The following is a 22868-nucleotide window of genomic DNA, read 5'->3' as shown; positions in this document are numbered from 1 at the left end:
AGAAAATGAAGACTTTCAAAATATATAAATACTGTCTTGTACTGCTGGCGCTAAGCTTAGGGTCATGCGAAAAAGATTATTTAGAACCAGAAGTTACAGATAACTTAGAAACAGAATTAAATATCAACACAGTTAGTGACTTACAAGGTTTAGTATTGGGTGCTTATGATCGCATGAATTACTACACTTACTATGGTAGAGATTACGTGGTCTTTGCTGAAGTTCGCTCAGATAATGCCTTTAGTTCTGGTAATTCAGGTAGATTCACTGGGCCTGCTCAGTTCTTTTTGAATGCTACAGATGCGTACCCAACTGATACTTGGTCACGAATTTATCAGGTTATTTCAAATGCTAATCTTGTAATCCAATCAGAGGTAGAAGATAATGAAAGTGTCGAGGTAAAGTATACCAAAGGGCAGGCTTATGCTATTAGAGCCCTGGCTCACATGGATCTTTTGCGTCTTTATGGGCAGCAATGGTCGGGTGGAAATTTGGGCGTACCTTATATCACAACTTATACAGACGGTAACAGCGAGCTTACCGAGGATGTTCTCTACCCATCACGTGCAACGGTAGATGAGACATGGGCTAAAATCGGTGAAGACTTCCAGACTGCTCTTAGTATGATGGATCCAAGCTTGGATGAGTCTACCCCTACTAAAATCTCTACCTGGGCGGTATATGCGTTACAGTCTCGTTACTATCTTTATACAGAAGATTATGCAAAAGCAGCAGAAGCAGCTAAAAAAGTAATTGATTCTAAACAATTCAGTGTTGTTGATGCCGGTTCCTATACAAGTGCTTGGGGGGGGGCAGCGGCAAACTCTGTTTTTGAATTAGCTCTTACAGACGCAGATAATAATGGTAGCAACGGCTTGTCTTATATGTATAATGAAGGCAATTATGGTGATGTAGAGGTTACTCAAGACCTTTATAACACATATGCTAAGAACGATGTAAGGCTATATTTGTATAGCAAGAAGTATGATGCTGCAGAAAAGGATACTACCTATCGTATGGTGGGTAAGTATTCAGAATACTCAGATAATATAAAAGTTATCCGCTACGAAGAAGTAATCCTAAATTATACTGAGGCTCTAGCACACTTAGGGTCTTCAGAGGCATTGACTTATCTGAACATGATTCCTTCTAACAGAAATGCTGCGGAATACACAGCGGCAACCTTAGAGAATGTTCTTACTGAAAGAAGAAAAGAACTTGCTATGGAAGGTCATCGCTTCTTTGATCTTGTGCGGAATGAAAAGGATATCCCTTATGTTGATTCAAGACAAACATACAGTAAATCTGGAGTTGCTTATGGTTCGTCTGTGTTAGCATTCCCAATACCTCGTAAAGAGATTGATGCAAATCCTAATATTGAGCAGAATGCTGATTATTAGGCAGCTAATAGTCTTATAACAACAAAGGAGGGTAGTTACCTACCCTCCTTTGTTGTTTATCATCTAAAATAAAAGGATAAGAGGGAATGTGTATTAAAGAAATTGGAAAATATGGTATCATCTAATAAATAGAGTTATTTTACGAATTAAGTTTGCACTCTAAAATTCACATTATGCTCTTACCAAACTACAGTGGCAACAGATTAGAAGCTGGCATTGACGAAGCAGGCAGAGGATGTTTAGCCGGGCCAGTTGTGGCAGTTGCCGTTATACTACCAATAAACTATCAGAATGCCCTCCTGAACGATTCTAAAAAGTTAAGTAAGAAACAGCGGGAAGAGCTGCGTGAAATAATCTTACACGATGCTGTAGATTGGGCAATAGGGGAGGCATCGTCTGCCGAGATAGACGATGTGAACATACTGCAAGCTACTTATTTGGCAATGCACCGGGCAATAGCGGGGTTAAAGCAGGTGCCGGAATATCTGATAATTGATGGCAATCGCTTCAAACCTTATCAAACGTTGCCCCATACCTCTATCATAAAAGGAGATGGGAAGTACCTGTCTATAGCTGCAGCGTCTGTATTGGCTAAAACACATCGTGATGACTTGATGGTGCAGTTAGCGCAGGAACATAGACAATATAAGTGGGAGCAAAATGCAGGTTACCCTACTAAGGCGCACAGGCAGGCTATACAGGAATATGGTTCTACAGTGCATCATCGGCATTCTTTTACACTGCTGCCCAAGCAAACAGAGTTCAAGCTTTAGAGCTTGTTTGTTGATAAAGTAAGAAGCTGCATGTAATAACAGCTTCTTATTTTAACTTAATCAAATCAAGGAAGAGGCTGAAGCTGTCGAGGGAAGAATGGCTTTTTTCGAAGCTGTCAAAAGTAAGAGGCTTAACAATATAACCTGATACATTTAGCTTCTGAGCTGCCACACGGTCTGTCTCTTCATTAGAAGTTGTCATAATAAAGACAGGAATGTGACTGAACTCCGGGTCGCGGCGTAGTTCGGCTAAAAACTCCAGCCCATTCATTCGGGGCATATTAATGTCTAACAGAATAACACTGGGCGCAGGAGATATTTTGGGCACATCATCACCTCGCAGCATGTTTAAAGCCTCTCTGCCATTACGTGCCACATGTACAGGATACGAAATACTGATTTTCTTTAGCTCCCGTTCTACATTCATTATATCCAGGTAGTCATCTTCTACTAACAGGACATTTACATCTTTCTCACTCATTGTATAACCTAAGTGCTATGCTTACAAAGCTATTATAATATGTTTTTTCAGCCTATTATTTGGGCCAGGTAAAAGTAAATGTTGCTCCTCTGCCTGGTTCGGAATTAACCCAAATAGAACCTCCTTGCCACTCAATAATCTTTTTCACAATGGTTAAACCTACCCCTGTGCTTTCTACTGCATCGCGCTCCTGTAGTGTCTGAAACAGCACAAAAATACGCTCATGATATTCCGGCTCTATGCCTGGGCCATCGTCTGACACAGAAAACACATGGTAGCTTTCTGTCTCATGGTGTTTAACAGAAATCAATCCATTGTCTCTGTCATGATATTTTATGGCATTGCTAATGAGGTTGGCGAACACTTGCTGCAGCTGTATACGGATAGTATGTAGGACAGGCATATTTTCTTGCACATCAATTACAAATCCTTTTGGAGGCGTCATCATATCAGCTACTTCCTCCAGCAGCACATTAACATCTACTTTTTCTTCTACCTGCTTGGTTCTTCCCACACGTGCCAAAGCCAGTATACCATTTATCAGGTTTTCCATACGGCCAACTCGGGCACGCATCATTAACAGGTACTCCTGAATATTTCTGGGTAACTCTTTTCCCATATCTTCTTCAACCCATCGCGATGCTATCTCTATACCACGCAAGGGAGCTTTTAAGTCGTGTGATACCACATAGGCAAACTGGTCCAGTTCTTTATTTTTCCTGTCGAGTTCGGTGAACGATTCATCAATGGTGGTAGACATTCTGTTCAATGAACGAGACAGATGACTAAGCTCATCTTTGGAATTGTCTATTATTTTTGTCTTGAAGTCTCCTTTGGAAATTTCATCCGCCAAGGTTACCATTTTATTAATGCGGTTAGAGATAAGGCGGGTAATATAATAGGCCCAACATAAACCTATCACAACAGACAAAACTGTGAGTATAATTGACACGCTTCGTGTAGTATCTATACTTTGGTTTAGTAAACTGCGTCGATCGTCCCGAATTTTATATTCAATCGCATTAAATTCTTTAAAAGCAGTTCGGATGGAGTCCATCAACACTTTCTCTCCTAATACTAAGCTGTCTAGCTTGCCGTACAATGCAATGTTGTTAGAGATTGTATCTGCGCTTTTCATCGAAATTAAAGGCTCTGCATAGTTCTCTTGAAGCCGGCGTTGCAGGTTATAGATCTCCTGAATTTTAAGTGTTTGCTGTTCCGACTGTGCGGTAGAAGCCTGAATGTCCTTAAAAAGGCTTGGCAGTTGGTCTTTAGCCTGGTAATATGGTTGCAAAAAAGTTCTATTCTCATTTAGCAGAAAACCCCGCATACCAGTTTCCATATCAATAATGTTACGCTGTAGCGCTGCAGAGTTCCTGACAACAATTTGCGAACGGGAAACCCACTGCGAATTTTCAATCACAACTTCAGATAGCTGAAAGTTTATAATTGATACGATTGTGAAAAGTACTGAAATAAGTACAAACCCCGCAAAAAGCTTAACTGATAATTTCATTATACCTGCTATAGATAGCGATGACTTAAGATCAATATAATAATTATAGTATAGAAGAATTTGATGATCTTAAAGCTGTGCTAAAAGTATGTAGCAGCTACACATGTAAGGTATGTATGATGGGATAAAACTGCAGGTACTGCAGGTAAAAACACATATTGAGTGGATAGAGTAATAAGGGCGGTAGTCATGAGGTCTTGGTCTAAAAGAGACGAGAGTGTATACGGTTTCAGGTAAATAACGTTGTGTTTTAATCTAAATATAAGAATTTTGTAATATAAGCGTAAATTGGAGATCAAGTAGAGGAGCTTAAGTAAGAGCTTCTCTACAAAATTTCGGAAGCGGATTAAATTTAACTATTTTTGCCTCTCAATCACATGAGAAAGTATAAAAGGAATGGAACTTAAGAAGATTGCACTTAATGATACACATGAGGCTTTAGGAGCTAAAATGGTACCTTTTGCCGGATACAATATGCCTGTGCGTTATTCATCCGACTTAGATGAACACAACACAGTGCGTAATGCTGTTGGTATTTTTGATGTGTCGCATATGGGAGAGTTTTTGGTGAAAGGCCCTGGTGCCTTAGACCTGATTCAGCGTATTACCTCTAACGATGCCTCTAAATTAGCTGATGGAAAGGTGCAATATTCTTGTTTCCCTAACGACGAAGGTGGTATTGTGGACGACCTGCTGGTATATCGCTTAGGTGAAGAAGACTACATGTTGGTAGTAAATGCCTCTAACATAGACAAAGACTGGGCCTGGGTAAATAAGTTTAATACCGGGGGAGTTGAGTTAGAGAATGTCTCTGATAATATTTCGCTGTTTGCGGTGCAGGGACCTAAGGCTACGGAAGCATTACAGGCGCTTACTGCAGTTAACCTGAGCAGCATGGCCTACTATACTTTTGAGCGTGGCGAGTTTGCCGGTGTGCAGAATGTAATTATATCTGCAACCGGGTATACAGGTGCCGGTGGCTTTGAGATTTATGTAAAGAATGATGATGCCAAGCGTGTATTTGAAGCCATAATGGAGGCTGGTAAAGAGTTTGGTATAAAGCCAATAGGCTTGGGAGCACGCGATACACTCCGCCTGGAAATGGGCTTCTGCTTATACGGAAATGATATAGACGATACTACTTCACCTATTGAAGCCGGGCTTGGCTGGATTACGAAGTTTGATAAAGAATTTACTAACTCTGAAAGCCTGAAAGAGCAAAAAGCTAGTGGCGTATCACGTAAGCTGGTTGGTTTTGAGATGGTGGACAGAGCCATACCAAGATCTCATTATGAAATAGTAAATGCGGAGGGCGAAAAAGTAGGAGAGGTTACTTCCGGTACTATGTCGCCATCGTTAGGCAAGGGAATAGGTTTAGGTTATATAACCAAAGAGCTTAGCAAGCCAGGTAGCGAAGTGTTTGTGCGGGTGCGTAACAAAGACATGAAAGCACAGGTCGTAAAACTTCCGTTTATCAAAAAGTAAAATTATAAGAGAGTAAAATAGCCAGGACTAAAGGCTTTTAATGTGTAAAGTATTACAAAGCCTTACTTCTGAAAGTGTAAAAAATAAGATATGCCAAGTATAGACGTATGTTTCAGCCCGGAGCTGTTGCACTTGTACAACCTAAAAGGTAAGGCTGTAGTGGCCGTGGATATTTTGAGAGCTACCTCTACTATGGTAACTGCTTTTGCACACGGTGCTGCCGACATTATTCCGGTAATGGAGCTGAATGAGTGCCAGGCATATGCCAGCCAGGGCTGCTTAACCGCTGCTGAACGTGAGGGAATAAAAGCTGAAGGATTCGACTTTGGTAATTCACCTTTCAGCTATATGGAAACCGATATCACAGGGCGTACCATTGCTATTACCACCACAAACGGTACCCGCGCTATTCGTATGTCTGAGGAGGCAGCGGAAATTGTTATTGGCGCATTCCTAAACCTTGATGCGGTAGCAAAGCACCTGACAGAGCTGCAGCTGGATGTAATTATTGTATGTGCTGGCTGGAAAGGCATGTTTAACCTGGAAGATACACTTTTTGCAGGTGCACTTACTGAACAACTGCTTGACCTTGCTCAGTTTTCTTCTGCAAATGATGCTACACTTGCAGCTTTACACTTGTATAAAAAGGCAAATTCTGACGTACTTTCTTTTCTGAATGATTCATCGCATGTGCAGCGTATGAAACGGCTTGGGATTCAAAAAGATATTGAGTTCTGCCTGCAGCACAATGTATACGATGTATTACCAGTATGGAAGAAAGACCGGTTAGTTGATTTAAAGAAGGAGATAATTGAAAAATAGGTAGCTGATTTTTGATAACTGAATGATAGAGCAACTTTAAGGATTTGTTTCTGATGCTGACATTCTATCATTCAGTTATTTAACCTCTTAATTCTTTTACCGCAGCTTTTCGTTTTGCTTATGACGTTCGCTGTCGCGGTTAGTTTTCTTTTCCAGGTTTTGTTGTAAAGCTTCTGTTAGGTCTATGCCTGTTTGGTTGGCCAGGCAAATCAATACAAACAGCACATCAGCCAGTTCATCTGAGAGTTGCTTCCCTTCGTCACTTTTCTTAAACGATTGCTCCCCGTATTGTCGTGCAATAATGCGGGCTACTTCGCCAACTTCTTCGGTAAGCATAGCCATATTGGTTAGCTCATTAAAATAGCGAACGCCATTCTCTTTAATCCACTTGTCTACTATGGCTTGTGCTTCGGCTATGGTCATGGTTAATTTGTTGTTGTGATTTAAGGTACTAATTAAGTGTGGCTGAAAGAACGTTTAAGGTATTAGCTCAACAGCCATAACATGAAGGTAATTAAAATCAACATAAAAAAGAGAGATAGCAACATGGCTTGTGCTACTAACCGGGCTACACGGTCGTAAGGTTAAAGAGTGATTGCTTCTCCTTGCTCAGGAAAAATGAGGTTTAGTTTAAGGCTGTTTCTTTCTCTGAGTTGCCTTTTTATAATTTCTTCACTGTTACCGGTTGGCTTCATGTGTGTGATAACCACATTTAGTCCTTGCATAGCATTTGTACCAGACAGATTATTCAGGTTGCCCATTTCCTGCATGAGCCAACGAGGCGTGAGGTGCCCGAACAGGTTGTTATCCGGTTGGTCATCTGGGTAAGAAACTTCTATAAAAATAGCTTTTAGCTGCTTCGCTTTAATAAGCGGCGTAATGCTTTCCCAGACGGCCTGTAGATTATCACTCTTCTCTACTTCATCAGGTCCTGTGTCACCTAGATAAAGCACAAAGTTATCTTTACTCCGGATTAGGAAGGCAGTACTCTGGTAAGGGGCGGAGTGGCTTAATGGAAAAGCCTGTACCTGCATGTCTGTGTTCTCAATATGTACTTCTGTTGCATTGGCAGGAAGCACTTTGTACTGATACTGTTTAAGTGTGAAGCCTTCTCCGGCATTTCCGAAGTTAGGCCAGCTTTTCCAGTTAAAATAATGCTCTTTTATCTGGCTGATACAGCTCTCTGTGGCATAAATGTTTTTGGTAGAATCTTCTGTGGAGTTAATGATCAATCCTGAAATATGATCTAAATGTGGATGAGAAATCAGGTAAGCTTTAATATAGCTTTTGAGAACTACACTTGCAGGTACTGTAAAAGCCTTATTAGATACCGCTTTGGAAATTCCATAATGTAGTGTTCCAGCATCAAGGCATATGTAGCTATTCGAGTTGCCAGGGGCCAGCATGTAGGCAGAAAGGTTACTCTCATCCACGCCTCCTTTTACTCCCAAAGGCACTACACGAAAAGCTAGGTTACTATCTGTACCTTGAGGTAAGGAGACACAGGAACTTAAGACCAGTAAGAGAAATAAGATACTACTGTTTATAAATTTATGAGTACTCATATAGTTTAATATTCCTGCTTATCCGGATTACTGTTCCACTTCTGAAAGGCTGCGATTGCTTCTTCAGGTAACATTTGCTCCATCGGAATAGAACGCTTAGGTAAAGGCTTTTCAATTTCTTCGTAAATAAACTGATCGTCGAAGCCTATGGCAGCTGCATCTTGTTTTGTGTTGCCGTAATATACCTTTCGGAATCGGGTCCAGTAGATAGCACCGAGGCACATGGGGCAGGGTTCACAGCTGGTATAGAGTTCACAGTCGTCTAGCTGGTGCTTTTGTAATGTTTCACACGCTTTCCGGATAGCGTCTACTTCGGCATGTGCCGTTGGATCATTGGAAGAGGTTACGTTGTTAAACCCTCTGGCAACTATTTCTCCGTTGCGTACTACTATCGCCCCGAAAGGTCCGCCAAAGCCTGCCTGCATTTTTTCGATAGAAAGCCGGATAGCTTCCCGCATAAACTGTTCTTTATTTTCCATTAACTTTAAAGTTATTCATAAGTTTTTTAACTCAGGTTACATTTTATAATGGAGGTACCTGGTGCTGGGAAAAGTTGAAAGCTTTCTATCTAAATTCTTTATCAAGTTTATACATAATCTTAATCCTGAAGGCCTTTATATTTTTTTGTTCAAGAGGAAGGCACGCTCATAGGTAGCCCATCAGCAATATATAACAGCCAGTTCCTGTTTTGTATGGAGGGAATTAGGAAATGAACGTAGTACTATTACATATTCCTTTTGAACATATTGTAAACTGGAATCGGCCGATCTGTCGTGATGATATCAACGCCTTCCTGATAAAGTTTAAGGTAAGCCTCGTCACTGGCGTTTTCATCAAAAGCTCCGTAAGTTCCCATGGAGCCCAACATACCGTGTTGGTGAAGGACGTTATAAAATTCTCTACTTTGGAGAGAGCCCGGAGTTAAGGCAACTATGTTCTTAAAAGGAAGACCTGCCTCTTTAATTTTTTCCAGTTTCTCCATATTATCTACGCCAACAGCCAGCATTAACTCAGGATATATTTGATGCACCTTTACGGCATCCTCTATTGAATAAAGAATAATAAATACAGAACTTAAGCAGTTTTTATCCTGTAAAGCGTTTAGCATGCGATCTAAATCTATGCCTGGTTTTGCATCGATCGCTAAAATGGTTTTGCCGCATACCGAATCCAGCACATCCTCAAATAAAGACATGTGATATGGCGTAACTTCTCCTGTTATATCTTTTAGCCGCAGTTTATCTGCTTCTTCCCAGGTTATGGTGTTTAATAAGCCGCTACCAGTAGTTTCCCGTTCCAGACTTTCGTCGTGCAGCAGCACTATTACACTATCTTTAGTCATGCGAACATCCATTTCTAAAATAGCATTAGGTACATGCTTCAGCGTGTGCTTAAAAGTTGCCAAATTGTTTTCTGGATACCCTTTATCCGGGCCGCCCCGGTGAGCTAAAATAAGAGGGGATTTTCGTGTCGGGTTCCAGCGTAACTTTTGCATCTCCTGATAGCTTTCTGCCTTTATCAAGCTGTTCTTACTCGATGTTTTGGGAGAGGAGCACCTAACAGTTATTAATAAACATAAAAACAAAAAAAGATAGCTGATTACAGACTTGTTATTCATTTGGTTTATATGGTAATGATGTTTGGCGATGAAGTAAATAATGAGTGTGAGGCAGGAGATAAAGAAGCAATAGCTTTACTGTGCAAGCACATAGTTCCTCTATCCCTGGCTCTAATTTTAGCTGCCTCTAGACTTAGATCATATCAAATTACACTTTTAAATACTGTGCCTTCCTATGTACCAGTTCTGAATCATTTATCATTAAGGATGAACTTTATCGATACAAGATATTTTAGCCCGAAAAGTAATTTTAATAATTAATTACCAGATTGAACAATGTAGTAGTGTTAAACTTTTAAGTAAATGTTAATTTTGGTGTTTAGGTAACAACATTAGTGGAGGTCTGGCTATTTAATGGGGTTTTCTAAACAAGAGAGGTTAGGGAGCAAAAGTATGTCTCTTAGTAACTTCTCGAAATAGAGTACTTGAATGACCGTTAGCTAAGGCGACCGAATTGACTTTAAATTAGAAGCTCAAGTACTTTTTAAACAGTGGCTTTGTGGTTACCTGCTTTTTATTTAAACTTAAATAATTTTTAATGGCTTGTCTTATTATTTAATATAGATGCAAGAATAGGCCTCACCTCATGCAAATGCAAAAAAAGTTTACGTTCATTTATCTTGTTTTTGTCACTTGCTTATTAGCTGCCTGCGCGACTAAAAAGCCAACAGGTAACACTACTCCATCAGCATCAGATTTACCGCTGGCAGTCTCCTACTCAAATGCCGATGATTATGAGACACAACGTCAGAAACTGGTACAGAAAGATAGCTTACTCTCTTTTGAAGGAACCATCAGCTTGTCTGAGAAAGAAGAAGCTGCCAATCAAAAGCTTATTGCGCTAAGGGAAGAAATGATAGCCTATTATGACTCTGTTCATTTTTTCCCACCTGCACATCATTTCTTTAAGTCTAAGGAGCATATTTATTCAACTAAACTGTATAAGATACTGAAGAAGATACCTAAAGGAGGAATACAGCATCTTCATCCGAACGCAGGTGGTAGCTACCGATGGATTGTGGAGCGGGCGTTGCAGGAACCGCATTGTTACGTTTACTGGCAGCCGGATAACAAACAGTATATTAAAGGGCAGATTCACTTTTTTAAAGATGGGAAAGTCCCAGCCGGCTTTTATCCCATAAAGGCTTTAAACGATACGGTGAAAGCTTTTCCGGATCAGCTGTATACGCTCCTTACTTTCGACAAGTCTATGATGGGAGATTCTGTAGATATATGGGGAGAGTTTGAGCGCCGCTTTCAGCGTGTGGGAGGTTTTACCTCCTATCAACCAGTTTTTGAAGATCTTTGCACAGCTACTTTCGACTCACTGGCAGCCGATGGTGTACAGCATGTAGAGGCCAGAACTCACCTTGGTGGCAGCTTGTATGACTTAGAACATCCTGCTGGTTCGTTTCCCGGCGATTCTGTTATCTCTTATTATCAGCGGGCGGTGCAGCGGGTCCGCACAACACGAGAACCTGACTTCACATTTAAGCTTATTTACACCAATATTCGTTTTCACCCCCTGGAAAAGATTAAGGAAGACTTGGTGACGGCTTTTAAAGTGCGACAGCGACATCCAGATGTTGTAGTAGCTTATGATCTGGTAGCGCATGAAGACAAAGGCCATACAACACAGTTTTACAGAGATGCATGGCTAATGCGGGATTCTCTTGCAAAAGTATATGGCATTGATATGCCGCTCAGCCTGCACGACGGGGAAAGCAGTTGGGAGCACATCTCTAATGTATATGATGCCGCAATGCTTAACAGCAAACGTATCGGACATGGCTTTAACCTCGCTTTTTTTCCGACAGCAGAAGAAATGGTTCAGCAGCAGAATATCTGTGTTGAGGTAAGTCCGCTCAGTAATCAGATTCTGGGGTATGTGAAGGACTTAAGAATTCATCCGGCTCACTCCTGGATTAAGAGAGGCATTCAGATTTCTATCAATCCTGATGACCCGGGTATTTTTGATTATGTAGGCGTTACACCTGATTACTGGTCAGTTTTTCTGGCGTGGGAGCTTGACCTGCGGGATTTAAAAAAGCTGGCTATTAATTCCATTACTTATAGCTTCCTGAGCGCAAAAGAAAAGGAGCAGGCCCTGGCTGCTTGGGAAAAGAAATGGAACAGCTTTATAGACAACTTAAACACAACATTCTAGGCTACTACTAGGCCGTCAGGAATTCAAATTAGCTTAAAACACCAACCTATATTTCTAATTATGAGAAAATTTTTATGCGTTCTTATTTTCGGAACAGCCCTTATCAGTACGTTCTGCCAATCTCCAGGCTCAGAAACGGCTAACAGCAGTACAGCATTGAGCGAAACTGCCGTAGAGTCTTCTGATAAAATTCCTGTTAAGGTAGTTATTGTTACGGCTTTTGAAAACGGGAAAGATACAGGAGACCGTCCGGGAGAATATCAATATTGGGTAGAGCGGTTACCATTACCAGATTCTATTCCTTTTCCGCAGGGCTACCGTACATTACGTTATAACCCGGAAAAGCAGGTACTGGCTATATGCACAGGTATGGGAACTGCACGCTCCGCCGCTTCTATTATGGCACTTGGCATGGACCCCCGGTTCGACCTGTCCCAGGCTTACTGGATGGTAACAGCTATTTCAGGTATTGATCCGGAAGATGGAACAATTGGCTCAGCCGTTTGGGCAGAGTGGCTCGTGGATGGCGATCTGGCGCATGAAATTGATCCGCGTGAAACTCCAGAGGATTGGACTACCGGTTATATTCCGCTTGGCAAATCAAAACCGTATGAAGAGCCTACACGGGAAAATGACTATAACAATGCCATGCACCTTAACCCAGCCCTGGTAGATTGGGCCTATACTATCACTAAAGATGTAAAGCTGGACGATGATGAGAAGATACGAAACATGAGGGCGAAGTATACTAATTATCCTGAAGCACAGAAACCTCCGAGGGTAATGAAAGGTGACCACGTAGCCGCTATGACTTACTGGCACGGAAAGTACAATAACGATTGGGCAAACGCATGGGTAAAATACTGGACACACGGACAGGGCAATTTTGTTACTTCAGCAATGGAAGACACCGGCACAGGCCAGGCCTTAGAATTTCTGGCGCAGGCAGGCAAAGTTGATTTTAACCGCTATCTTGTTTTGCGCACAGCCAGCAACTTTACAATGCAACACTCATACAACACAGCCACAGAAAGCCTTTCTAACAAAGAAATAGGCTATGTCGCTTACATACCGTCTTTAGAGGCAGCTTACAAAATAGGGGTAGTAGTAGTAGATAGCCTTATAAACAATTGGGAAACTTACAAAGACAGAACACCCGGAAATTAATAAGAAGGCACAACAGCATAAATAGTAAAAAAGCTTCAACGTTTCTTTAGCATCCTGCAAAAGGTAGTCTCTTCCTAAGAGGGTACCTTTTGTGTTTATAGCTGAATGTTCCTTGGCCCTTCAGTTGTTATAAATATTACCACTTTTCCTGCTTCTTTTTATTTTAAGAAGTTCCTGTAAAGCTATATTTTTTAAGGTAACGGCTTGTAGCAAAGTATTAATATTGCTAACGACCATTTGTAAATAATTATAATATAAGGTCTTATTTTATTTGTGTTATTAAGATTAGGTGCAATTTGTTAACAAATATATAATCATAGTTTTATATGAAAAGTTTGTTTTCTATCTTCAACCGATAAAAGCTTTATATATAACTTTCCCACTATTTTATGAAGAACTTCTCTCTAAGAATTCTCTTGTTCCTGGTGTTTATGCTGCCTTTGCAGCTGGCCTGGGCGCAAGGTGTAACAACATCCTCTATTACAGGTATTGTCACTGATACTAACGGTTCGGCATTGCCTGGTGCCTCTGTTGAGGCAGTGCATACACCTTCAGGTACGCGGTACGGAACTGCCACAAACACCGATGGGAGATATACCATTCCTAACATGCGGGTAGGCGGGCCTTATACGGTTACAGTAAGCTATATCAGCTTTCAGCAGCAGGTAATTAACAATGTACAACTGAGCTTAGGTACTGCTGCCACTTTTAATTTTAAACTGTCTGAGCAGACGAGCGAGTTGAATGAAGTACAGGTGGTGGCTGATCGAAACGCCGTCTTTAGCTCTGACCGGACAGGTGCCGCAACAAATATTTCACGTGAGGCTATTAATACACTTCCTACTATAAACCGATCTATTAATGACTTTACACGTCTAACTCCTCAGTCTAACGGGCAAAGCATCGGAGGGCAGGATAACCGCCTGAATAACATTACTGTTGATGGTGCGGTTTTGAATAGCGCCTTTGGTTTAGGATCTGGTCAGCCAGGTGGTAGAACAGGTTCGGCTCCTATAAGCTTGGATGCCATTGAGCAGATACAAGTAAACGTTGCACCGTATGATGTAAGACAAAATGGTTTTACAGGTGCCGGTATCAACGCCGTTACCCGAAGCGGCACGAACGAGTTTTCAGGTTCTGTATTCTATAATATCCAGAATGAAAACCTGGTCGGTAATGAAGCGAAAGGTTCAACCGTATCAGTAAATGATTTCCAAAATAAGCAGGCAGGCTTTCGCCTGGGTGGCCCAATTATCAAAAATAAACTCTTTTTCTTTTTGAACGGTGAACTGGAGCGCCGCACAGAACCAGCCACACAGTATAGAGCTAACCGGGGAGGAGAGCCTGTGGAAGGAAGTACTACCAGAGTACTGGCATCAGACCTAGATGAACTCAGCAGCTTCCTCAGAACTAACTTCGGCTACGAGACTGGGGCATACGAAAATTATAACCTGGAGCGTAAAAGCGATAAGATTCTTGCTAAGTTAGATTGGAACATAAACCAGAACCACAGAGCCAGCATCCGTTATAATATGCTTGATTCCCGGCAGGATGTTTTAGTTAGTAACGGCGCAACTGTAAGTGGTGACAGAAGAGGAAACGCTAATGCGCTAAATTTTCAAAACTCAAATTATGTTCAGCTGGAAAAGATTCATTCTGTAATAGGTGAACTAAATTCTACTTTTGGCAGCAGATTCTCTAATAACTTTAAAATAGGATACACTTATCAGGATGAAGGCCGGGAGCAAACAAATCCTTTCCCGCATGTAGATATTCAAAACGAAGGAACTACTTATATTTCTTTTGGATATGATCCTTACACTTATTTCAATGAACTGTCCTATTCAACATTCCAGCTACAGGATAATTTTACTTATTATGCTGGCAAACATACTTTAACGGCTGGCTATAACCTGGAGCGGATGAGTTTCGATAATACCTTTGTGCAGATGGCTGTAGGTGTTTATACTTATGCTTCATTGAACGATTTTTATACTGCAGCCAATGCCTACCTGGCTGACCCTGCTGCAACTACATCGCCAGTGAATGTAATCCGGTATCAACAGCAGTATTCAGCTCTGCCTGGCAATGCAAAGCCAACTTCCCGAACAAAGGTAACTTATACAGGTCTTTATTTTCAGGATGAATGGGCGCCTCTTGCTAACTTAAACCTGACAGCAGGCATACGTGCTGATGTACCTTTCTTTGACAAAACAGGGCTTTTGAATGAGGCTGCAGCTGAAATGACCTTCAGAGACGAAAATGGCAATCCTCTGATGGTAAGGACAGATGAAATGCCAGATCCTAAAGTCTTGTGGTCGCCGCGCCTGGGTTTTAACTGGGATGTGTTCAGCGACAAAAGCTTACAAGTACGTGGAGGTACAGGTATCTTTACCGGACGTCCTCCTTTTGTGTGGATAGGTAATCAGATAGGGCAGAATGGTGTTATAATTGGCACCACTTCGCTTAACAACACTACAGATATTCCTTTTAACCCGGATATCACAGCGAACTATCCAGCAAACCCAACACTTCCTCCTACATATCAATTGAATATTTCAGATCAGAATTTCAAATTTCCACAGGTTTGGAAAAGCAACATTGCAGTTGACAAGTCTTTGTTTGCTGGTATAGTAGGTACATTAGAATTCATCTACAGCAAAAACCTGAATGCTGTAAGATACCTGGATGTTAATCAAGCTGATCCTATAGGTACTTTTGAAGGTTCTGATAACAGATTACGCTACCCTGAAGGCAATGCCAACAGATTAAATTCATCTATCACAAACAACTATTACCTAACCAATACAAGTAGAGGTTATGCCTACAGTTTAACTGCACAACTAGAGCGACCATTTAACAATGGCTGGTTTACGCGTGTTGCCTACAACTATGGCAGAGCAAAAGACCTTATGTCGGCTGGTAGCACTGCTTCAGGCTCTTATAATGGTATTTATTCTATAAACGGAAGTAACTATCCTGAAGTAGCTTATTCTGATAATGATCTGCGTCATCGTGTAATCGGCTCTGTTTCTTATCGTAAAGAATATGCTGGTTTTGGTGCAACACAAATATCGCTGTTCTATCAGGCGCAGAACCAGGGGCGCTTCAGCTACACTTATAGCGGAGACATGAATGGAGATAACATTTTTGGGAATGATTTGCTTTATGTTCCAAATAGCGCCAGTGAGTTAACTTTCTTGCCGATTACCAACAATGCCGGTACAGTACTGTTTACACCAGAGGAGCAGGCGAATGCATTTGATGCTTACATTGCACAGGATAGTTACCTTAACGACCGCAGAGGCCAGTATACTGAGAGAAATGGAGTGCTGATGCCTTGGGTATTCCGTGCTGACCTTAGCCTTGTACAAGAGTTTTTTGTGAATGTAGGTGGCAAGAGAAATACACTACAACTTAGAGCTGATGTGTTTAATGTAGGTAACATGATTAATAGTAATTGGGGAGTGGGAGATAGATATATTAACAGATCTCCTCTGATTGCTGCCGGCACTAATGCTGATGGTATTCCTCAATTCAGAATGGCTACTTTAGGCTCTGAATTATTGAACAGCACCTATCAGAACTCTATTACACAAAACGATGTTTGGACAGCTCAGTTAGGTATCCGTTACATCTTCAATTAATTGGTAATAACCAGTAAATAAAAAAGGAGCGTTTAGCTCCTTTTTTATTTAAATCCCCCAAACGTTAGCCCAATAAAAGAACAACTATTCTTGCCTGTTTTCTTTAGCCGAAAAAGTTACTACTCCTTATTTTTCGAGTCAACCAAAATCGTAACTGGCCCATCGTTTAGGAGCGAGACCTTCATATCTGCTCCAAAGTCACCTGTTTGAACTCTTTTGCCTAAGGCAGTCTCTAGTAAGGCAATGAACTTTACATAAAGTGGAATGGCTATGGCCGGAGGGGCTGCGCTAATGTAAGAGGGGCGATTACCTTTCTTCGTACTGGCATATAAGGTAAACTGACTGATAACAAGTATATCTCCCTGTACATCCTGCACACTTAGGTTCATTTTTCCGTCTTCATCCCCGAATATGCGCATCTGAGCCACTTTTCCGGCAATCCACTTCAGGTCCTCTTCGGTGTCGTCTGCACAAAAACCTGCCAGTAAGAGTATACCTTGCCCAATCTTACCTTTTATTTTCCTTTCTATTTCTACGGAAGCCTGTGTTACACGCTGTATTACAACTCGCATCGTTAGCTATAGTTTAGTTCCTCACAAAGATAGGATTTACAAAGCGAAAGGTTTATAGGAGTTATTAGTACGTTAATATGAAAAGTGATAAGAAAGCAATTCTGGCAACTCACCGATTTCCGTCCTGCAGTAACTACAGCTAAGTTGATATCGGGTAAGCTAAGCTGTTCAGAATATTTGCAATAACGATCAGGTTCAGGCTAATCTACATAACCGTCATAACGGATACGGCTTACTTTCCCGTTCTTAAGAAAGAAACGCAACGATGTAGGGGCGCCGTCTTTGTTGGAGGCTATTACCTCGTTCGGGTTTTGTGTAACAACTATTTCCTGAGTTCTTAATTTCCCCAGCAGTTCAGCATGGCTCATGCCGACACGCATGTTGTTGCGAAGTACAATACTATTATTTTGTATGTCTGCTACTTGTATCAGCAACTGGCCTGTTTGAGACGGTGCGTAAAACTCTATCAGAGAACTACCGAACCGGATAGTGTAAATAGTATCTGTAACACTAGACCTATGTCGGTTTTCAATAGGATCAGCATCAAGAGTAAAATCGTCGTTAATGCAGTTAAAATAAGAGCTAAGGCTATTGCTCTGGCTGGCGTTAGCCACAAATGGGTTACCTAGTAAGGCAATGGTTGTGGGCTTATGCCTTGTAGCACGGCGTGCTGCTGTCGTGTCTGAGCTAGCAAGTTGTTTCTGGTTCCGCTCACGTGTTACATCAGTTTCATGCTCATCAGTGGGCGAGTCTGTGTTACAGGCTGATGCAACAGTATTTATAAGCAACAACAACACCAGTAAACGTACAGTAAGGCTGTACTTCCAGCGTAGGGTGTTGTGAGTAAAATCAGACATTATGTATGAGCAGTAATAGTAGGATAAAGATATATACCTTTCATACGTAAACTGCCCTTCTAAAAGTTTTAGTTTAAAGTACCTTAACGGTGGTTTCTACGCGAGATAAAGTATAATTTTGCAGCAAATATCATAAAAAATGGAATTACAACAAATAGCTCTTGCAACTTGTCGGAGCTTAGGAAATTATACTGATAACGCGGATGCTGAAGATGAAAGACTGTACCAGTTTTTGAAAGAAAAAGGATTGTCTGTATCGTTTCAGGTGTGGGATGATGAGCAGGTGAACTGGGAGCGGTTTGATGCAGTTATCATTAAATCTCCATGGGATTATTTTGATAAAATAGCGGCCTTTTATAAATGGCTCGATAAACTGGAGGCATTGGGTTGCGTTGTGTTAAACCCGGTGCAAACGCTTCGCTGGAATGCTGATAAAATTTATTTTAAAGATATACAGCAGCAGGGGGTGAAAGTAGTGCCGACGGTATGGCTGGAGCAGGAGAGGGCTTTTGATGTTGAGCATGTGTTTGAACAGCTACAAGCCGAAAAGATTATTGTAAAGCCTCGTGTAAGCGGAGGTGCTAAGAATACGTTTGCCTTAACCAAAAGCGAAGCAAAGGCTAAAGCACAAATTATTAATGCCTTACTGCAAAAGGAAGCATTCCTGGCACAGCCATTCCTAAACGAGGTTAAAACACAGGGTGAGTGGTCTTTTATTTTTTTCAATGGGGTGCTTAGCCATGGTGTGCTTAAGACCGCAAAGTCAGGCGATTTCAGAGTGCAGCATTTCTATGGGGGCACAGTACACACCCCGGAGCTACCGGCTCGTTTGTTAGCTTCAGCTCAAACCATAGTTGATCAGTTTGCACAAAACTGCCTGTATGCCCGCGTAGATGGTGTAGAGCTGGAAGGCGAGTTGGTACTGATGGAACTGGAGTTAATAGAGCCGTTCCTATTCTTATCTACCAGCGAGGGAGCCATAGACCGGTATTATGAGGCACTGCAAGCTAATCTGCCACAGCTTGCCTTGTAGTAATTGTTTGTGCGCTTCTAAGAGTTATGGAAAACAAGTAATGGTATCTCTGATGTCAGCACCAGCTTTTTAGCCAGGCTTGGGCGGATAATGCTGTCAAATAGGCTTCGCTGGCGAGTGGTTAAAGCTAATAAGTCTATGTTTTCCTTCTGTACAAATTCCTGCAAAGCCTCTGCCACGCTACCTTTTTTTAACAGTACAAAACGGGTATTTGTGGCGGCGGTATTCTTTTGCAGTTGCTGTTGGAGTTGCTCCAGGTGTTCCTGGTCCTGCTGTTCGTTTTGAGCCGAAACATGTACACAGGTTATAGCAGGCGAAAATGGCTGTAGCAGGTTCTGCAGAATAGCAATGGCGCGAACGTCTGCTTTATCAAAGTCTGTGGCATAAAGTACTTTACTCAGGCTCCGGCCGTTGTACTCTTGTGGTAAAGTGAGAACTGGTACCTGGGCATCCAGTGCTATTTTTGAGCTAACAGTGCCAAACAGGTTCTTTGCCAGCCCTGGTTCTCCTTTGGTACCCATCATTATAATAAGGTCAGGCTTAAATCGCTGAACTTGGGCCTGTATTACATCCTGAGGTGTGCCATGTATAAAAGCTCGCTCTAACTGCACGTGTTGGCCATTTTTTCGGGATAGCTTTAGCAATTCATGATAAAGCTCGTCAAGTTCTTCCTGAGCATCCAGTTCATTCCGGTGAATAACCCGGTCTGAGATGGCTTCAGAGGAAGCGAAGCCCGAAGTTGAATTGACAGTAGGTGCATCATCAGCTAAATAATCCAGAAAGCAGTGCAGAAGTACGAGCCGCGCCTTATTCGCTCCTGCAGCAAGATTAAGAGCGTAACTGCAGGTTTTTAGTGTGCCATCAGAGAAATCAACAGGAAGTAATATTTTAAACATAAAGTAAGTGTCCGGTTCGATGTTGGGTATACGGATGATACTTCCTGTTCAGTTATTATATTTAGGTGCTATACGCTTTGCCACGCCTTCGCCTTTTCAGGTATTAAATTTTTTCAGTTAGTTTTGTGGTTTGAAAATTCTTGCCATGCCGAAACGCATTGTATTCTTTTTTATCGGATTTGTTGTACTGGCCTCTCTTGTCTACTATGGTTTTAACCAACTGAAAGACTCCAGAGAGGAAGTGGATTTGTGGACGTTGGTACCTGAGGATGCTGTGTTGGTAGTAGAGACTAATAACCATACAGCACTAGTAGAGCACCTGCGGGAAACTGAACTGTGGGATAATTTCTCTATGCTGCCTGCCGCCCGTCATTTCGAGGAAAATATAGCATACTTAGACAGTGCAGCCGCTGGTAATCAGCGACTGGAACGCTTTCTTGATAAAAAAGATATCCTCACTTCTATACATGTAGAAGGGAAGAACGATATTCAGTTTGCCTATTATATACCTATTTCAACGGTCGGTGAGCATCGGTTTTATCGTACGTTTATCGAGAGCATTAGCAAAAGCAGTGCGTTTACAGAAGAAACCCACGATTACAAAGGTTTTTTGCTGACCGATATTACCAATACCCGGTTGGGAACGACTTTTACCTACTTCTCCTACCATAACAATGTAATTGTGAGTCCATCGCCGGTACTTATCGAGGAGATCGTAAGACGTATCAACCGGGCCAAGCTTACCTCTATAGCTACAGGCTTCGAGAAAACGAATTACCTGGACCAGCCCGATGTCTATGCCAATGTGTTCGTCAACTACAGAGCTTTGCCAGATCTGTTTGAACTGTTTGTGCGCGATGAGCTTATGCCACAGGTGCGTTATCTGGCAAGTCTTTGCCAAAATGGTAAACTGGAGCTTAAGTTAGAACAGGATAAAATTTTTATGAACGGGTTTTCTAACCCCGAGAGACTAAAAGATTCATTTCACAGTAATATAGCTCCTGTTAAACCACAACCACTGCTGATTAGAAACTATCTGCCCATCAGAACGGCAGTAATGATGCACTTTGGCTTAGATGAGGTAACACGTCTGCGGCAGGAGGCGCAGGCGGAAGGGACAGCTTATGGTACCATATTAGATAGCTTGTCGCAAACCTTTAGCAACGAGGTTGCCTTAGCCTATATGGAGGCTTACAACATCACTAGCAGCCCGGATAAAATTGTTTATGCTCATCTTGGTAATGTAGATCTGGCAGGAACACTTTTAAGCAGGCTGGGTGAGCATCTCAGTGATGCCCGTAAAAAAAGTGCCTTCACAGAGCAGTATGGTAGCTATACCATTCAACTGTTAGATGTTCCTGAACTGCCTGCACAGCTTTTTGGTAAATTATTTTCTGGTTTTGATCAAAGTTATATCGTGCAGGTAGACGATTACCTGATCTTTGCGCCTGATATATCCACCCTGCGGGCACTGTTGGATGATATTTCGGATGAGAATGTGTGGGGCAAATCTGTAGCACAAAAAGCTTTCTTGGAAGAAACGCTGCAGGAGGCAAATTTTAGCCTCTTTATTAACACCGTTAATGCCTGGTATGTACTTAGCCGTTCTGTTACTGATGATGACCGGGAGGAACTGCTACAGAACGCGTTGCTGATTAAGCGCTTTAATCAGGTAAGTTTGCAGTTTGCTAAGGTAGAGAAGCAGTATTATACCAGCTTAGTTATCAGAAAACAGGAGCGAAGTTCGACTTCCCGTGAAAGTAGGTTTACTGTTGGCTTAACACTGTCTTTCGGTAACCTGCTGTACTCCAGGCCGCTTCCTATACAGAATGCCGTAGATAGGAGTAAAGAGATTGTCGTGCAGGACTCAGTTAACGTACTTTTCAATATCACAGCCAATGGAAGTTTAGGGTGGGTAGACTCTGTCGGAAGTAAAGTGCGTGGCACCATAAAGCAGATTGAGTACGGGCCGGATAAAAAGCTGCGACACGTATTTGTAACTGAGAACCGCATTCATGCTATTGATAACCAAGGAAGGAGCCTGGATAACTTCCCTTTTAACCTGCCAGACTCTGTTAATGTACAGCATTTGGCTGCTTTCGACTATAATAAAGATGGCGATTACAGGTTGTTGGTTGATGATAACCTAGGTAACCTGTACATGTACGATATATTGGGGACTGCCATACCCGGCTGGCAGCCTCGCCGCATGGATTACAGGTTAGCTGCCAAGCCGCAACACTTGAGCGTAGGGGGGCAGGATGTCATACTGGTGCTGCTCGAAAATGGCTATGTATATGCGCTTAACCGCAATGGAGAAACATATCCGGGCTTTCCGTTCAGCCTGAAGTCTCCTGTTACGTCTGGTGCTTTTGCAAAGCTTGGCTCTGATTTAAAAAGATCAGAAATAACAGCTGTAACAAAATATGGTGCCGTAGTGGTGTTTAACCTCCAAGGAAAAGTGCTGCAGCGTGAGCAGTTAATAAGGCCATCTAAAAGTGCCATGTTTAACCTGGTGCCAGAGAGCAGCAACGGACGCTCATTTATCATAGCAAGGCAGGATCAGGGGCGTGTTGTACTGTTTGACCAGGACCTGAAAGAGGTGCTTGACAAGCGATATGTAACCTCAGCTCCTAAAATTGTGCAGTACTACCATTTCGGAGGTGATAAGAAGGTGTTTGCCATAACCGAGACAGGCCCGCAGAAAACATATTTGTACAACTCTAAAGCTACCCTTATAGGCGACCGTACACTGGAGAGCAATCAGCCAGTAACCATTTACTATAACGAAGTGGCTAACAACTACAGTTTGTACAAAGTGTATGGGCGTGAACTGACGAAGTTAGAATTTAAGCTGCCGGAGTAATAC

At 41.9% G+C, this 22868-nt stretch carries 18 protein-coding genes; 9 read left to right on the top strand and 9 right to left on the bottom strand.

Annotated features, from left to right (window positions below):
- Window positions 1-5: 5 nt before the first annotated feature.
- Complete coding sequence (locus LN995_RS04440; RefSeq protein WP_229958761.1) at window positions 6-1400, top strand: RagB/SusD family nutrient uptake outer membrane protein; 1395 nt, start codon at window positions 6-8, stop codon at window positions 1398-1400.
- A 173-nt stretch (window positions 1401-1573) separates the two neighbouring features.
- Window positions 1574-2173, top strand: a complete 600-nt coding sequence (locus tag LN995_RS04435) for a ribonuclease HII (RefSeq protein WP_229958759.1) — start codon at window positions 1574-1576, stop codon at window positions 2171-2173.
- A 46-nt stretch (window positions 2174-2219) separates the two neighbouring features.
- On the opposite strand, the gene LN995_RS04430 is transcribed toward LN995_RS04435, so the two are convergent.
- The gene (locus LN995_RS04430) at window positions 2220-2654 is read right to left on the bottom strand and encodes a response regulator (protein ID WP_229958757.1); all 435 of its coding nucleotides are present in this window, start codon (window positions 2652-2654) and stop codon (window positions 2220-2222) included.
- Window positions 2655-2709: 55 nt separating this feature from the next.
- The gene (locus LN995_RS04425) at window positions 2710-4170 is read right to left on the bottom strand and encodes a sensor histidine kinase (RefSeq protein WP_229958755.1); all 1461 of its coding nucleotides are present in this window, start codon (window positions 4168-4170) and stop codon (window positions 2710-2712) included.
- 396 nt (window positions 4171-4566) lie between these two features.
- On the opposite strand from LN995_RS04425, the gene gcvT reads away from it, so the two are divergent.
- Entirely contained in the window at window positions 4567-5655 is a 1089-nt protein-coding gene (gene gcvT / locus LN995_RS04420; RefSeq protein ID WP_229958753.1) for a glycine cleavage system aminomethyltransferase GcvT, read from the top strand.
- Between the two features lie 90 nt (window positions 5656-5745).
- Window positions 5746-6477: a 2-phosphosulfolactate phosphatase gene (locus LN995_RS04415; RefSeq protein WP_229958751.1), complete on the top strand. Its 732-nt coding sequence runs from the start codon at window positions 5746-5748 to the stop codon at window positions 6475-6477.
- Window positions 6478-6573: 96 nt separating this feature from the next.
- Here LN995_RS04415 and LN995_RS04410 read toward each other — a convergent pair whose 3' ends face one another.
- From LN995_RS04410 to LN995_RS04395, 4 genes are all read right to left on the bottom strand, one after another.
- Window positions 6574-6900, bottom strand: a complete 327-nt coding sequence (locus tag LN995_RS04410) for a nucleotide pyrophosphohydrolase (RefSeq protein ID WP_229958749.1) — start codon at window positions 6898-6900, stop codon at window positions 6574-6576.
- A 161-nt stretch (window positions 6901-7061) separates the two neighbouring features.
- Window positions 7062-8042, bottom strand: coding sequence for an MBL fold metallo-hydrolase (locus tag LN995_RS04405; RefSeq protein WP_229958747.1), 981 nt, complete (start codon window positions 8040-8042; stop codon window positions 7062-7064).
- A 5-nt stretch (window positions 8043-8047) separates the two neighbouring features.
- Window positions 8048-8521, bottom strand: coding sequence for a nucleoside deaminase (locus tag LN995_RS04400; protein ID WP_229958745.1), 474 nt, complete (start codon window positions 8519-8521; stop codon window positions 8048-8050).
- 245 nt (window positions 8522-8766) lie between these two features.
- Window positions 8767-9537 (bottom strand): glycerophosphodiester phosphodiesterase family protein, encoded by a 771-nt coding sequence (locus tag LN995_RS04395; RefSeq protein ID WP_229958743.1) that lies wholly within the window; start codon window positions 9535-9537, stop codon window positions 8767-8769.
- Window positions 9538-10252: 715 nt separating this feature from the next.
- Here LN995_RS04395 and LN995_RS04390 point away from each other — a divergent pair.
- The 3 genes from LN995_RS04390 to LN995_RS04380 all read left to right on the top strand — a co-directional run bounded on the left by LN995_RS04390 (window position 10253) and on the right by LN995_RS04380 (window position 16641).
- A complete protein-coding gene (locus LN995_RS04390; RefSeq protein WP_229958740.1) occupies window positions 10253-11827 on the top strand; it encodes a hypothetical protein in 1575 nt (524 codons plus the stop codon).
- Between the two features lie 60 nt (window positions 11828-11887).
- Entirely contained in the window at window positions 11888-12994 is a 1107-nt protein-coding gene (locus LN995_RS04385) for a purine nucleoside permease (RefSeq protein ID WP_229958738.1), read from the top strand.
- A gap of 389 nt (window positions 12995-13383) precedes the next feature.
- The gene (locus LN995_RS04380; RefSeq protein WP_229958737.1) at window positions 13384-16641 is read left to right on the top strand and encodes a TonB-dependent receptor; all 3258 of its coding nucleotides are present in this window, start codon (window positions 13384-13386) and stop codon (window positions 16639-16641) included.
- A 119-nt stretch (window positions 16642-16760) separates the two neighbouring features.
- Here LN995_RS04380 and dtd read toward each other — a convergent pair whose 3' ends face one another.
- Window positions 16761-17213, bottom strand: coding sequence for a D-aminoacyl-tRNA deacylase (gene dtd, locus LN995_RS04375; RefSeq protein ID WP_229958734.1), 453 nt, complete (start codon window positions 17211-17213; stop codon window positions 16761-16763).
- 200 nt (window positions 17214-17413) lie between these two features.
- Window positions 17414-18070 (bottom strand): hypothetical protein, encoded by a 657-nt coding sequence (locus tag LN995_RS04370; RefSeq protein WP_229958732.1) that lies wholly within the window; start codon window positions 18068-18070, stop codon window positions 17414-17416.
- Window positions 18071-18209: 139 nt separating this feature from the next.
- On the opposite strand from LN995_RS04370, the gene LN995_RS04365 reads away from it, so the two are divergent.
- On the top strand, window positions 18210-19103 hold the full coding sequence (locus LN995_RS04365; RefSeq protein ID WP_229958730.1) for an ATP-grasp domain-containing protein: 894 nt from the start codon (window positions 18210-18212) through the stop codon (window positions 19101-19103).
- Window positions 19104-19120: 17 nt separating this feature from the next.
- On the opposite strand, the gene LN995_RS04360 is transcribed toward LN995_RS04365, so the two are convergent.
- The gene (locus tag LN995_RS04360) at window positions 19121-19999 is read right to left on the bottom strand and encodes a universal stress protein (protein WP_229958728.1); all 879 of its coding nucleotides are present in this window, start codon (window positions 19997-19999) and stop codon (window positions 19121-19123) included.
- Window positions 20000-20144: 145 nt separating this feature from the next.
- On the opposite strand from LN995_RS04360, the gene LN995_RS04355 reads away from it, so the two are divergent.
- Window positions 20145-22865, top strand: a complete 2721-nt coding sequence (locus tag LN995_RS04355; RefSeq protein WP_229958726.1) for a hypothetical protein — start codon at window positions 20145-20147, stop codon at window positions 22863-22865.
- Window positions 22866-22868: the final 3 nt, after the last annotated feature.

This window comes from Pontibacter silvestris (assembly GCF_020907275.1).
In the GTDB taxonomy this organism is placed as follows: domain Bacteria; phylum Bacteroidota; class Bacteroidia; order Cytophagales; family Hymenobacteraceae; genus Pontibacter; species Pontibacter silvestris.
This window is presented reverse-complemented; position numbering and strand designations above follow the sequence as displayed.